This window comes from Photobacterium sp. GB-56 (assembly GCF_003026105.1).
In the GTDB taxonomy this organism is placed as follows: domain Bacteria; phylum Pseudomonadota; class Gammaproteobacteria; order Enterobacterales; family Vibrionaceae; genus Photobacterium.
On record NZ_PYNW01000014.1, the window covers coordinates 81,592 to 94,974 of the forward strand.

Annotated in this window: 14 protein-coding genes; 7 read left to right on the plus strand and 7 right to left on the minus strand. The window is 38.1% G+C overall.

Annotated features, from left to right (window positions below; all coding sequences use genetic code 11):
* The first annotated feature begins 57 nt into the window (after positions 1-57).
* The 3 genes from C9J42_RS16785 to C9J42_RS16795 all read left to right on the plus strand — a co-directional run bounded on the left by C9J42_RS16785 (position 58) and on the right by C9J42_RS16795 (position 4,301).
* Positions 58-1,728: a sensor histidine kinase gene (locus C9J42_RS16785; protein WP_107208607.1), complete on the plus strand. Its 1,671-nt coding sequence runs from the start codon at positions 58-60 to the stop codon at positions 1,726-1,728.
* A gap of 31 nt (positions 1,729-1,759) precedes the next feature.
* Positions 1,760-2,485, plus strand: a complete 726-nt coding sequence (btsR, locus tag C9J42_RS16790; protein WP_107291171.1) for a two-component system response regulator BtsR — start codon at positions 1,760-1,762, stop codon at positions 2,483-2,485.
* A 367-nt stretch (positions 2,486-2,852) separates the two neighbouring features.
* Positions 2,853-4,301 (plus strand): hypothetical protein, encoded by a 1,449-nt coding sequence (locus tag C9J42_RS16795; protein ID WP_107302191.1) that lies wholly within the window; start codon positions 2,853-2,855, stop codon positions 4,299-4,301.
* Positions 4,302-4,631: 330 nt separating this feature from the next.
* Here the strand turns inward: C9J42_RS16795 and C9J42_RS16800 are convergent, their stop codons facing one another.
* Positions 4,632-4,835: a hypothetical protein gene (locus C9J42_RS16800; RefSeq protein ID WP_107208610.1), complete on the minus strand. Its 204-nt coding sequence runs from the start codon at positions 4,833-4,835 to the stop codon at positions 4,632-4,634.
* A 159-nt stretch (positions 4,836-4,994) separates the two neighbouring features.
* A complete protein-coding gene (locus C9J42_RS16805; RefSeq protein ID WP_005363823.1) occupies positions 4,995-5,207 on the minus strand; it encodes a cold-shock protein in 213 nt (70 codons plus the stop codon).
* A 463-nt stretch (positions 5,208-5,670) separates the two neighbouring features.
* On the opposite strand from C9J42_RS16805, the gene C9J42_RS16810 reads away from it, so the two are divergent.
* The 3 genes from C9J42_RS16810 (at position 5,671) to C9J42_RS16820 (ending at position 6,664) form a co-directional block, all read left to right on the plus strand.
* On the plus strand, positions 5,671-5,877 hold the full coding sequence (locus C9J42_RS16810) for a hypothetical protein (protein ID WP_369917488.1): 207 nt from the start codon (positions 5,671-5,673) through the stop codon (positions 5,875-5,877).
* A 121-nt stretch (positions 5,878-5,998) separates the two neighbouring features.
* On the plus strand, positions 5,999-6,295 hold the full coding sequence (locus C9J42_RS16815; protein WP_233219148.1) for a hypothetical protein: 297 nt from the start codon (positions 5,999-6,001) through the stop codon (positions 6,293-6,295).
* Between the two features lie 90 nt (positions 6,296-6,385).
* A complete protein-coding gene (locus tag C9J42_RS16820) occupies positions 6,386-6,664 on the plus strand; it encodes a hypothetical protein (RefSeq protein ID WP_107208613.1) in 279 nt (92 codons plus the stop codon).
* Between the two features lie 146 nt (positions 6,665-6,810).
* Here C9J42_RS16820 and C9J42_RS21650 read toward each other — a convergent pair whose 3' ends face one another.
* The 3 genes from C9J42_RS21650 to C9J42_RS16835 form a co-directional block, all read right to left on the minus strand.
* Entirely contained in the window at positions 6,811-7,245 is a 435-nt protein-coding gene (locus C9J42_RS21650; RefSeq protein ID WP_199189332.1) for a hypothetical protein, read from the minus strand.
* A gap of 129 nt (positions 7,246-7,374) precedes the next feature.
* The gene (locus tag C9J42_RS16830; RefSeq protein ID WP_107261912.1) at positions 7,375-9,099 is read right to left on the minus strand and encodes a class I SAM-dependent methyltransferase; all 1,725 of its coding nucleotides are present in this window, start codon (positions 9,097-9,099) and stop codon (positions 7,375-7,377) included.
* A 219-nt stretch (positions 9,100-9,318) separates the two neighbouring features.
* Entirely contained in the window at positions 9,319-10,845 is a 1,527-nt protein-coding gene (locus C9J42_RS16835) for a methyl-accepting chemotaxis protein (protein ID WP_199188123.1), read from the minus strand.
* A 466-nt stretch (positions 10,846-11,311) separates the two neighbouring features.
* Between C9J42_RS16835 and tpx the strand changes: the two genes are divergently transcribed.
* The gene (gene tpx / locus C9J42_RS16840; protein WP_107302192.1) at positions 11,312-11,815 is read left to right on the plus strand and encodes a thiol peroxidase; all 504 of its coding nucleotides are present in this window, start codon (positions 11,312-11,314) and stop codon (positions 11,813-11,815) included.
* A 217-nt stretch (positions 11,816-12,032) separates the two neighbouring features.
* Here tpx and phnP read toward each other — a convergent pair whose 3' ends face one another.
* Both phnP and phnN read right to left on the minus strand, forming a co-directional pair.
* Positions 12,033-12,800, minus strand: coding sequence for a phosphonate metabolism protein PhnP (gene phnP / locus C9J42_RS16845; protein ID WP_107302193.1), 768 nt, complete (start codon positions 12,798-12,800; stop codon positions 12,033-12,035).
* Positions 12,801-12,802: 2 nt separating this feature from the next.
* Positions 12,803-13,378, minus strand: a complete 576-nt coding sequence (gene phnN / locus C9J42_RS16850) for a ribose 1,5-bisphosphokinase (protein ID WP_107302202.1) — start codon at positions 13,376-13,378, stop codon at positions 12,803-12,805.
* Positions 13,379-13,383 lie beyond the last annotated feature (5 nt).

The window sequence follows — 13,383 nt, forward strand, 5'->3', positions numbered from 1 at the left end:
CGCAGGCTTTTTTTGTTTACCTTACAATCGCGCATTATTTTTATCATGAGCTCCAATATGGAATTGATAGTCTCTTTGCTACAGCAAATGTGTGTTTACTTAGTACTGGCTTATATGCTGAGTAAGACCCCCATTATTTTGCCTTTGTTGAGCATTTCTTCTCGTTTAAGCCATAAGCTAATCTGTTATGTGCTATTTTCTGGTTTTTGTATTCTCGGTACCTACTTCGGCTTACATATCGACGATGCAATTGCGAACACCCGTGCTATTGGTGCCGTTATGGGTGGGCTTTTTGGTGGCCCTGTGGTGGGGTTTGCGGTGGGTTTAACGGGCGGTATTCATCGCTATACTCTTGGTGGCTTTACCGATCTTGCCTGTACCATTTCGACCACTGCTGAAGGCTTAATTGGTGGCTTACTCCATGTTTACCTGCTTAAACGTAACAAAGGCGCATTGTTATTTAACCCTTGCATGGTATTTGGTGTCACCTTTGTTGCTGAAGTAGTGCAGATGATCATCTTAATCACTGTCGCCAAACCTTTTGACCAAGCCTATGAGCTCGTTTCTACCATTGCCGTTCCAATGATCATTGCCAATTCCGTAGGTGCGGCACTGTTTATGAGTATTCTGCAAGATCGTAAAACAATCTTTGAAAAATACTCTGCGGCCTTTTCTCGCCGTGCTTTAACCATTGCAGATCGCTCGGTCGGTATTCTTAGTACCGGCTTTAACAGTGACAATGCCAATAAGATCGCCCGTATTATTTATGAAGAAACCAAGGTCGGTGCCGTTGCGATCACAGACCAAGAAAAACTTTTAGCCTTTGTGGGGATCGGGGATGATCACCATAAGCCAAACACCCCTATTTCTTCACAAAGCACCTTAGATTCGATAGAACAAAATGACATCATCTACCTTGATGGTCGTGAATCCCCATATCAATGCTCTCTCGCCCATGACTGTAAGCTTGGTTCGGCGCTTATCATTCCACTACGCGCAGGCAATCAAGTTGTCGGCACCATCAAGTTATATGAGCCAAAACGTAAACTGTTTTCAACCGCTAACATGTCAATGGCAGAAGGTATTGCACAGCTACTATCCAGCCAAATTCTTTACGGTGATTACTTGCAGCAACAAACCTTATTATCACAAGCCGAAATTAAACTGCTACATGCGCAAGTGAATCCTCACTTTTTGTTTAATGCCCTTAATACCATCAGTGCCATCACAAGACGCGATCCAGATAAAGCCCGAAAGCTTATTCAAAACTTATCGCAATTTTTCCGTAGTAACTTAAAGCAAAATATTAACACCGTGACGCTACGAGAAGAGTTGGCACACGTAAACGCCTACCTCACTATAGAAAAAGCCCGTTTTACGGATCGTCTTGATGTCGACATTAATATTCAACATGAATTACTTGATACCAAACTGCCCAGTTTTACGCTTCAACCTCTGGTAGAGAACGCTATCAAACATGGTATTTCTACACTGTTAGAAGGTGGAATAGTGAAGATTTATAGCCAACCTCACCCATTGGGCTACGAAATCACGGTTGAAGATAATGCAGGAAGTTATCAGCCACCAGCAGATACCCATGTCGGATTGGGAATGGAGATAGTAGATAAACGCCTATCCAATCAATTTGGTCGTGATTCAACGCTAAAAATCACATGCACACAGCACCAATTTACCCAAATAAGTTTTATTATCCCCAACGCACAATAAGTACAGCAAATCACATAAAAGGTAAGCTTGGATGTTAACTGCTCTTGTCATTGATGATGAACAATTTGCCCGTGAAGAGCTGGCAGAACTATTGGAAGAAACAGGCTATGTTACGGTGATTGGTGAAGCGCCAAACGCTATCATTGGGCTAAAGAAAATCAATGAGCTAAAGCCAGATATTGTCTTTGTTGATATTCAAATGCCACAAGTAACAGGTATTGAACTATTAAGCATGCTCGATCCTGAAACTATGCCCTATGTGGTGTTTGTAACCGCTTACGATTATTATGCTATTCAAGCGTTTGAAGAGAATGCTTTTGATTATTTATTGAAGCCAGTTAATCCAAGTCGTTTAACCAAAACAGTGAGTCGTTTACATAAAGTGATACAACAATCAACGCCTCAACAAGCCATCTCCGCTATTGCACCGAATAAGCTCGATCAAATCCCCTGCATTGGTCATAACCGTATTGTGATTCTTACCACCGACACCGTGGAATGTGCCTATAGCGATATCAGTGGCGTACAAGTACGTTCCTATGATCAAACTGCTAGCACACAACTCACCTTAAAAACATTGGAAGAAAAAACGCCATTGGTGCGTTGTCATCGTCAGTATCTGGTGAATATCAAAATGATCAGTGAAATTAAGTTATTAGAAAATGGATTAGCTGAAATTATTACAAAAACAGGGTATGAACTTCCCGTTAGCCGTCGCTACCTTTCAGCACTTAAAAAGCTACTTGGTATTTTGTAAATCACATTGCTTTATTGAAAATAATGGTCTTATAAATCAATTTAATTGACCTATAGGGCTATTTCTATAACTTGATTTCATTTATAAACGTTAAGAAAAATATTTTTAAAATAAACACTTATTACATATAGAATTTATATAAGAGACGCAATTTTCTATTAGAAAAAACAATGAAGATTAAATCCCCATATAAATATGAAATAATTATAACATTAATACACTTACATTAATGTCTTTATTTTATTACAATATACATTTCAATTTTCAGATTAATAATTAATTTTAATAATTTTTGAAATTATATTTTAAAATCTACGGTCTCATTTTTTGGTGCATTTAATTTTTCTATCTTAAGGCTGGAGATATTATGCTTTTTAGTTTACGTGGTTCTTTCATTGCAATTCCAATACTCGCCCTATCTTCTTTATCTTATTCTCAATCATACGATTCTTTTAAAAACGAACCTGCCGGAACACAAATCACAGAAGTTGATTACTCAACAGATTTTATAGGTGATTCTTTTTCATATTCTAAGGGCTGGGCTGGTCAAGGTTTTGGTTTATCAGGCACTCAGAGAGGTGCTCCTGAATATATTGTTTCTCAAACAGTTCCGAACACTGAACAACATGCGTTAGTGTTTGCAAGTAAAAATCGGAATGAGGCATGGTATGCCTTACATCCTGGAGCGGCAGAAAGCAATATATATGCTGTTTCTGATGATGATGGACAAGATGATTTTTTCTTTTATGGTCAACCTTGGGTAAAAGAAGACAACCCTTACTTTTATGGAAAACTCTATTTAGGCGAGGCTTCTCAAGTTACATCATTTAGACTAACAGTGAAGAGATTAAATAATAATCAACTAAAAGATCATTATCCGGGGCTTTGGATTTATCAGGATAGGCTTCATGTCCGAATACCTAAAAAAGTTAACTTTGATGTGAGGTTTCTAAATAGCTATCAACCATTATCGGGATGGATAACTGCAGGAATACATATTTCTGACACGGGTGAAGTAACTTATTATTTGAAAAAAGGCATGTATGATGAATATACTTTGTTTACATTACCTGATTTTAGAATTACAGCATCTGATGCCGCAAAATTATTGGGCTTTGAACGTTACTCGCCACGAGTAGTTGAAAGAAATGATGCTGCTATTATGTTATCTCAAATCATCTCAAAAACTCATTTAAATGATTTCTCAGATGGAAAGTTCAATGCGATTAAAGAACTGAAACAGGGAATTAATTTTGAATTAGGATGCGGTAATTGTGAAAAGATTAATAATTTAACTGAGGCGACTACTTGGGCACAAGTTAATTCATTCAGCCCCGAACAATATGACATTTCATCCTATGAATCGGTCAATCTAGAAGTTTCTGTTGATGGTCGAGTTTATTCAAACGTACTTTATTACTTTGATAACGAAAACTGGCAACACGATTTGTGTAGCTCACTCGATGGAGAAAATGATCCACTCGATATTCTACGATGTGGGACACTGATTGATAACGGGGAGGTGGTTACCTTATTGGGTCAAGAATATAATTATTTATTCAGTGATAGACCCGGTGTTGTGGTATCAGTGAGCTTCAATCAACCTATTGAACCTGAAAACAATAGTGAATCTGTTACGCCAAATGATGAACAACCTGATACGACTGAAGATATCAGCGAATCGTCTGATACCGACAACAGTGAAACAACGACATCTCATCCAAATAATGAATCTTCATCAAACCCAGTTTCATCTTATTTTATGATGTTATTGACTTGGTTAATAAATCTCATTAATAGTATTTTTTCTCGATGATATATTCTAACAATGATGACTAGTGGTATTACACCCCATAATACCACTATTTTTTAATGGTATTATGGGTGTCGGCAAGCTCGATATAATGTCATTATTTTAACGGGCTAGTAACGCTAAACTACAGCGAAATATAAGCAATTTAAAATAATGGCTTATCCGAATTAGGCGTTGGAATAGCTATATTGAATGTTAAATTTTAATTAGAAAAGACATATCAAAGGAATGAGCCATGAAAGCAATAGCACTATATTACTTACATCTTAAATTCTTCTTCTAACCACACCTAAGTGATGTGCTTTTTCTAACTCTTTTTTGGTTGTTTTTTGTCTATTTATCATTATTAACCCAAGCATTATTTTCTTTAGTCGCTAATAATTTTCCGACAATATCTCTCAATTCAATTTTTACCGTGAAAAAAGGAGCATATGAAGAAGATGATACTTTCGCACCTCTTAAACATTTCATAAAAACAGTTTCAGATTTAATTATTTTATCTAAATCATTAATGTACATAATATTATATACTGACATTTATATTTCCTATTTATTTTAAGTTATTACTATGATTATTATTTAATTATTATCTAAACTTTATCGAGAAATAATAGAAACAAATAGAATAATGATAAAAGCAATATTTTTAAGTGTTCGATAATGGGGCAGCAATAAAATGCTACCCTTTAGAAAGTCTTATAAAGCAACGACATTTGAAGCTTGAAGACCTTTTTGACCTTGTTCGACATCAAAAGAAACCTTTTGGCCATCCATCAATGTCTTAAAACCTTCAGAAACGATAGCTTGAAAATGTACAAATACATCTGCACCGCCATTGTCTTGGGTAATAAAACCAAAGCCTTTATCTTCGTTAAACCATTTTACTAAACCAGTATTTTTATTAGACATAATGTGTCCCTTAAATAAATTCATAAAATATCGCAAATGCGAAGTACTAAGAGTCTGAATTATCGATGTGACGAAGAAGCTAAGGGAAACACAGAGGATGGCAACAATAACGAAGATATTCTGAGGGTTTTACTTTTACTTGATGTTTCATTAATAACTCTGAACAACAGAGCCATTACAGTAGAGCACTAAATCGATAGGCTGTATATGTTTATTTTATCAAAATAAGAAAATGAAAACCAAGCAATTGATTTAAAACATATTTTTTATTGAATTTATTTTTATATCTATTATTTGAATAACCTGTACAATAGCCGATGCAAAACAACGATTAATTAAATATTCCATTAAAAGCTTCTCTGTTTCTCTTCCATTTAATTCATCACATCTATTCTGCAATATCTTTTCTTCATTACTGAGTTAGATGATTGTCTTTGCACTACACCTCTAATATAGCGAGATCATGATGCGTAAATCTGGAAAGAAACCTGGAAAAAAAATAAGAAAAAATGCTTTTGAAGATCGATTTGCTCTTATCGTTGAAGACTACCACAAAGCCAAAGAAGTACTAGATTCCTTAATAGTAGGAACAGCTGAACATAACAAACAACAGACGATATGTAATAACCTTTTTGCAAGCGCAGAGCGCTGTATAAAATCAGGATCATAATAAAAATTAACTATCCTTAATTGTTACTATCTTTCAAAGCCGTAAGCTTCCTATCCACTCTCTATACAGCGTTTCAACATTCGACTGACTTTTACTTTTGAGTACCGACACCATGAAACTAATGACTTTTCGATCTGAATGTATTTGCGGTACTGCGACTATGCCAGCCTTTTTGTCAAAGCTTGGTGTCAAAATTCACAAAGTAGAAATAGCTAATGAACCTTCAAAAAAGGCTAAACAGCGCATGGTTGAAACAGGTATTTACACGATAGAAGTACAAGATAACCACACGTTAGAAAGCTTACGAGAGCTCATGACGAAAGAGATTGAGCAGGAAGGTATGTTTTTAAATCTACACAAATGCTACCAAACATTAAATCTTGGTATGTCGCCAGATGAAAGACATTTCAACAGCTAGTGCGAAATTTATCTCTAAACATTACCTTACTCAATCAGCCAATCTCTACGTTTATTCATATCCCTAATAACGTAAAATTTAAGGACACTTATGATCACTATTAACCTTCGCCTACCGCATGGCAGCACAGAAGACTATACCCAACAATTTATCGCTTACACGAAATCGGGTGCTTTTCTTCAAGATCTTGATGGTGCGAACAAAGTCACTATTCCAGCCTACAGCATACTGTCTGTTATCCTAAAAGACGGTACTTTCAGTACATCAATGAAAAAAGATTTAAAATTAACAGAGCCAACAAAATTTGGCGATTACAAAGACTCGATGAAATTAATGGAAACAGCCGAGAAAAGCAGTAAAGAACAATAATAAACATTAGTGATGGGGTAAATATTTTCCATCACTTGTCTTTTAATCATTTATTATTGAACTAGTTTTAATTATATAAATATGTGTAATTCCTCTTACATATATAACGACTAAAATATTCAAACTCTGAAATCAAATAAAAATCTTCATACTTTCTTATAGTATTTCTTCCATGGCTTTTCTCCTATTTCAGTAGGAAGCCTATTTGTTTGAACCACTCTGCCATCAAGAATCAGCAGTAATCGCCAAGCAGGATAAGGAATTGACGATTCTCCATCTATCCAGCGGTTAATTGTTCGCATAGGGTTCGATTTCCCCTTTATACCCAGCATTTTTGTCACGATGCCTTTACTATGAACATTCGCTAAATGTTCAAATACTTCGCGTATTTCACTCGGTGTCGGTTCTCGATATTCAGGATCATCAATAGAACGGTAAGAATCAGGTTGATTGATGCTTTCTGCAATAAAATGAACGTAAGAGCAATGTCGACGACTTAATTCTTGTTCATACTCGTGGCGCTCATTAATTTCAGCCTGAACTTCTGCCGATAAACTAAATAAATCTGTATTCACTCTCAAGGTATCTTCCTAAAGTAGCTGTAGAGCAATTATTTAAAATGACGTTTTTTCTAGGTAAGTTAGATAAAAATTCTATTAAGCTCATTGATCATTTAGCTAACTCAAATTTAATACTTATATCCATAAGTTTTACCACTCGCCGACCAGCAAACGACTTTTAACACCATTAACTTGTAAACCCATCGCTTCAAAAACATCATCAAAGTTACGACATGCTAACGGTAAATGAGGCAGTGATAATACGGCTTCATCAAAAAAACGTTTTTGCTCTTGCTCTGTTTGCCATGCTACTTGCCACCAATTAACGATACGCTCTCTCGAATCAATTAAACGGCGTCTTGTCGGCACTCGCGCCCTTTTTTGGTTATTCTCATTTTTACTGGCAGGCAATAAATTCCACTTATCATTATTCGGCCAATAAGCAAACGGTAAGCAATGATCTACCTGATAATCAGGCTGTAAGCGTTTACCACTCCATACACTTTCCAGTTCTACACCGTTTTGCTGTAAAGCAATGATCTTCTGCCGTACACCTCGGGTGTCATGACTTTCATCAATCCATTTTAGACAGTCGTAATAAGTTTGTAGCGGAATATCTCGCGCTTCATTTAACTTATAACGACGCATTTCTGCTATCCATTGATTCACGACTAATGGCTCTATCCAGCTACTGTATAATCGCAGACATTCCCACAAACTTTCGTCTAGCACGAAATAGCCAAATTCAGCTAACGCTTCTATTTCAAGTACAAAGCAATCTGCTGTACGTACTTTTTCACGCTCCATTTGAAATAACGTATTATTTTTATCTCCCTGATAAATAAACGTAACAGGGCCATCTTGAATTGTTTTCAAACTATCTCGGATCGTTGTTTGGAGTGCTTTAGCTTCATCACCCGTAAACATCGCCCCAATAGATAAATCATCTGCACTAAGGTGTGTCAGTTTTTTCCAGCCTTGCTCTTTTACAAAGCCTAAGCCTTTTTTACTGTCGCTACTTTGTTGGATACCAAAGCCATCAATATCAATATCGATTAAGCGTTTAAATTGTCGTATCCAATAAAGTGCCACTAAGCCCAATGGCAATCGAACTTTATTATCTTCGCGGCTGAGAACAGCACCGGGATGGGCGTCAGCGATATGTAAAAGAGTACGAAGTAACGCAAGCTTGTACGTGGCAGACTTAGCATCATTAACAATGATTTGCCTAACCTTGATCAGATCACCCGTACCATCATCAGGCAACTGCATCACCACGGTTTGCCATTGCACACTGCTACGACCTAATTCATCGGCATCATGTTCAGAAACGAAGTTAACTTGTAAGGCATGTTTATTGGCTAATTGTTCCAGTTCTTCAACACTGACATCATAGGCTTTGCGAGAATCAGAAAAATCACCATAACGCAGCGAGATCACTAGCTTTCCACTCGGTGCCAGTAGGTTAGATAATTTGCGAAATGCTCGCTCACGCGCACAAGAAGAAAGGTGCATCCAGACCGCAGATAACAAAATACAATCAAAGCGCATACCAAGCTCTACAATACTGTGTAGCTCGGGTAGCTGATCATCAAGCCAAGTGATTTTATCATCATACTGCCGAGTATATTTTTCACCTTGTTCTCGTAATGCTTGTGCTGGCTCTATTGCATAGACATCACAATGATGCTCCGCAAACCATAGCGCATCACGTCCAGCCCCTGCACCAATATCAAGCACTTTTAAGGCATCTTTCGATGAACTGACAGGCCAATGCGCTTGCCAATTTTTATGTACTTGCTCAAAGGTCAACGACTGATATTGCTCACTCAGGCTTTGTGCATTTTGGTGATAAAAATCAATGGTTTTAGACATGATGATAGCTCTGAAAACAAGGTGAATTTATCATACTGTAAGTTATTGATATTCACGATTGAAATTTCAGTAATATTCTAATTTTGCTAAGGTTTTAATAATGTTTAGGCATTATTCTAAAAGCAAGTTTTATTAGATATCTAGCTTACAAAAAAGAAATGCCATTCGCTTTTCACAAATGGCATTAGCTCTAACGTCGCCTTTTTCCAAGCATCATTATTATATTTTGAATGTCCCTACATGCTTATCCAGCGTTTGTGATAAGTCAGCAAGTTGCTGGCTGGATGCCTCTAATTGTTCACTGGCGTTCAAACCAAGTTTAACTAAGTGACTCACCGTATCCATATTCAAGTTAATCTCATTCGCCACTGTTGATTGCTGCTCAGTGGCTGTCGCCACTTGGGTATTCATATCTAAAATAGTGGTGACTTGCTGTGAAATAGATTCAAGTGCTTGTCGCGCATGTTCTGTTTCGGTTGCCCCTTCGTTAATCAGTGCCTTACTGTTACTCATTGAGCCTACCGCGCTCTGGGCTTCTGTTTGTAACTGGTGGATCATGGCATCGATTTCATCTGTTGATTGGGCTGTTTTCGTTGCAAGATTACGTACTTCATCAGCAACAACAGCAAACCCGCGCCCAGCATCACCCGCCCTTGCTGCTTCAATCGCGGCATTCAATGCCAGTAAATTGGTTTGCTCTGAAATCCCACGTATTACTTCAAGAATCGTACCTATAGATTGCGTATTATCCGCCAAGCTAACAATGATATTTGAAGTACTGTTCATCTCATTTTCAAGGTTAGAGATGGCCGTTGTTGTTCGTTGTAGTGTTTTATACCCTTCTTGGGTTTCATTGGTTGCCATGCTTGCTGCATCTGCGGCACTCGCGGCGTTAGACGCAATTTCATTAACCGTGGCAATCATTTCATTCATTGATGTCACAACGAGCATGGTTTGTTCATTTTGCTCTTGTCCTCTCGCGAGTGCTTGCTGTGACTGTTCACGTAGTGCAATGGCAGAACCATTTAATTCCACGCCAGAATTCACCACTTGGGAAATAATGCCATGTACTTTTTCAACAAATACATTAAACGCTGACGAGATCTGGGCAACTTCGTCATTACCTTTTATTGGTAAGCGCACCGTTAAATCACCATCACCTTGCGAGATATCATGCAATGCATCTTTAAGTACCGATAGTGGGCGCATTAATTTATTAAGCAGTAGAGATAGCACAATTAAACAAAGTACGAAGATCACAATCATCGAACCTAGTTGGTAAGTGATAATGCCATTGGTTGCTTGGCTTACTTCGGTAATGGGAATGCCAATATCAAATGTGCCGTAAAGCTGACCATTCACATAGATTGGCGCCATAATGTCGAACACCCATACCTTTTGTACGTCGGCATACCATTTGGAATATTGTTGGACGCCTTTTGTCGCACCGTCTACGGTATACGCATCATCATATTTTTTGTTTAGCTTTTGCTTATCGCTATGTGCAACAGCTGTAACATTATTATCGATAACAATGGCATAGCTAACATCAGAACGTTGTTTCAAATCATCGACTAATGCTTGAAGATCTTTTTTAGGGGTATCGGAATTTTCTAGAATATATCCTGCATTTTTGGCTAAGAATTCCGCCTGTATTTGAGATTTATCGAGGATGATATTGTCTATCTTTTGGCTAGATATAAAGTAGGTCGATGCCATACTCGCCATAACGGCAATGCCAAACATGGCACAAACGGCTAATAGGATTATTTTTTTCATTCTTATTGTCTCAACGCAAGTTGTGAATCTCTATCAACAAATGTTGTCAATCTCATCATTGATAGCTCGAACTGAATATGTCATCTCGCAACACAAGATGTGACCATTCAGTTACGTTATCTGTAAAAGTCGCAACAACTTTAACAAATACGCTCAAACTTATGCTGTTATCACAATTTCACTAAAGCGCGACATCTGATGCACTTACTAAAAAGTAATTAAGTCAGCATCGCGTTTTTACTTTTGAATTGTGGCGATTAAATAATCAGTTTTATCCTCGATGTAAATGCAACTTAAAAGACAATAAAATCACTTAGTGGTATGACCTTGGTTAAATATGCTGCTGGCCACTATTAATTTATTCTTTTGTGTATATAGTGTGTGAATAAAAAGTTGCACACCATTTGCGTGCTATATAAAAGGAAAGTAAAAAATGACTCAAGTAACATTCCAAGGCTCACCTGTTCAACTTGCAGGTACATTCCCTATTGTAGGTACTCAAGCACCAGCATTTACCCTTTGCGGCGCTGATCTTTCTGACATCACGCTTGATTCAGTAAAAGGTAAAAAAGTTGTTTTAAATATCTTCCCAAGCATCGATACACCGGTTTGTGCACTTGGTGTAAAAGCATTTAATCAAAAAGCCGCAAACACTGAAAATACAGTTGTGCTATGTATCTCTGCTGACTTGCCTTTCGCTACAGGTCGTTTCTGTGCAGCAGAAGGTATTGAGAACGTTAAAACGGCTTCTCTATTCCGTAGCCCTGAATTTGCAGAAGCATACGGCGTTAAACTCGCTGAAGGCGCACTTCGTGATTTAGCTACTCGTGCTGTTGTTGTACTAAACGAGGAAGGTCTTGTGATCCATGCTGAACTTGTAGCAGAGATTACTGATGAGCCTAACTACGACGCAGCAATCGCAGCGCTACAAAAATAAGATAAATATAAAAATTGAAGTGGCTCTTAAGGGGCCGCTTATCTCTTTTTCGCAAATTCTGTATGCATAACATTCACGGTCAAAAGAGTCGCCCCTTCTTTCTCTACCATCTTATATATTGTTCGAACTCTCACCGCATTGAGCAATAATCTAACTCGATAATCCTGATACAAAACATTAATAAGAAAAGCTATGCTATATTTTATTAATCAATCAGTTACATCAAGTCCACTTTGTACCCATCACCACCAATAACTAACGAGCTAGGGACTTGGTTATCTTGCAGCCAACAATCTAATTCATGCCCTATATGGGTAATGATAAATTGCTTTGGTCGTAGGCGTTCATAAACATCAAAGGCTGTATCAATATCGCTATGATTACCTCGTGCTAATGTCGGTGGAAAAGAGCAATCTAGCACTAATGCATCTAGTTTATTTACTGACAATAAATACTGCTCAGTTTCCAGAGGTAAACCATCGGTATCTGTTAAGTAAGCGACGGTATTTCCATCAAACTCAAACAGATACCCAAACGTAGGTTTGGAGTGTTGCATCGACAGCGGTGTGATTTTCAGCCCTTCGACATAAAAAGGTACTCCATGCTGAAGATACGGACGAAAATCTAAACAGCCAGAATGTTTCAGTAGATCAGCGCAGCCTAAAGGATCATTAGGGCACCAGACAGGAATTAATCCACCATTTCCCCAACGCAGATGAAACAAACCTTGAACATGATCGACATGAAAATGAGTAAGCAAAAAGCCAATATATGAACCAACTGAAAAACGCTTATGAAGATCCATGATGCCTGCATCAATAAGCAAACGCTTTTTATTCTGCTCATTGCTCCACTCTATCATCGCTGAACAGGGTTTTCGTTCGAGATGATGATCATAGGTTGCAGCCTCACATGCAGCACAATGACAACCATATAGGGGAACACCACCAGCGGCACCGGTGCCGAGTAATGTCAGTGATAACATAATTAACCCACGACGTTTTTTGATTGAGACTCGTACACCGCATATTTCATCTGCGCCAGAAACTGCTCTGTACTGCTTTGAAGAGAGCCACTATTATCAACCACAATTGCACATGGTGGTCTTACAGCGTCATAAGCCACTGCGCGCTCCAACCGTTGTGTTATCTCTTCTTCACTTTCTCGCCCTCGAAGCTGTAACCGTTGCTCTAGGGCTTCAGGGCTAACTGAGATCCACACCACTTGAAGTTGCTCACCAAAGCGAGCCTTGGCGGTTTCTAAATAAGCTCTGGAGCCATTAACCATGACATCCAATCCCTTATTGAGCCAATCATCCACTTCATTGCCAACGCCATATCGACAGCCATTCGCCTGCCAGTGCATGACAAATAACCCACGATGAATGCGTAAATCAAATTCGGTGTCTAATAGCGCGATATGATTTTCATTCCCCATAAATGCAGGTCGAGTAATATAGCGATGTGCGATCATCAATCGCTCACTTAAACTTTCTCGAACCGCATTGATAAGAGAATCTTTACCCGCGCCAGAGGCACCTAAGACATAGAACAACCTCGCCAACACTG

What these genes read in the sequence shown, in the direction of transcription:
- C9J42_RS16785 (WP_107208607.1), top strand. Translation starts at nt 58, where the DNA reads ATGGAATTGATAGTCTCTTTGCTACAGCAAATGTGTGTTTACTTAGTA.
- btsR (WP_107291171.1), top strand. Translation starts at nt 1,760, where the DNA reads ATGTTAACTGCTCTTGTCATTGATGATGAACAATTTGCCCGTGAAGAG.
- C9J42_RS16795 (WP_107302191.1), top strand. Translation starts at nt 2,853, where the DNA reads ATGCTTTTTAGTTTACGTGGTTCTTTCATTGCAATTCCAATACTCGCC.
- C9J42_RS16800 (WP_107208610.1), bottom strand. Translation starts at nt 4,835, where the DNA reads ATGTCAGTATATAATATTATGTACATTAATGATTTAGATAAAATAATT.
- C9J42_RS16805 (WP_005363823.1), bottom strand. Translation starts at nt 5,207, where the DNA reads ATGTCTAATAAAAATACTGGTTTAGTAAAATGGTTTAACGAAGATAAA.
- C9J42_RS16810 (WP_369917488.1), top strand. Translation starts at nt 5,671, where the DNA reads ATGATGCGTAAATCTGGAAAGAAACCTGGAAAAAAAATAAGAAAAAAT.
- C9J42_RS16815 (WP_233219148.1), top strand. Translation starts at nt 5,999, where the DNA reads ATGACTTTTCGATCTGAATGTATTTGCGGTACTGCGACTATGCCAGCC.
- C9J42_RS16820 (WP_107208613.1), top strand. Translation starts at nt 6,386, where the DNA reads ATGATCACTATTAACCTTCGCCTACCGCATGGCAGCACAGAAGACTAT.
- C9J42_RS16830 (WP_107261912.1), bottom strand. Translation starts at nt 9,099, where the DNA reads ATGTCTAAAACCATTGATTTTTATCACCAAAATGCACAAAGCCTGAGT.
- C9J42_RS16835 (WP_199188123.1), bottom strand. Translation starts at nt 10,845, where the DNA reads ATGTTTGGCATTGCCGTTATGGCGAGTATGGCATCGACCTACTTTATA.
- tpx (WP_107302192.1), top strand. Translation starts at nt 11,312, where the DNA reads ATGACTCAAGTAACATTCCAAGGCTCACCTGTTCAACTTGCAGGTACA.
- phnP (WP_107302193.1), bottom strand. Translation starts at nt 12,800, where the DNA reads ATGTTATCACTGACATTACTCGGCACCGGTGCCGCTGGTGGTGTTCCC.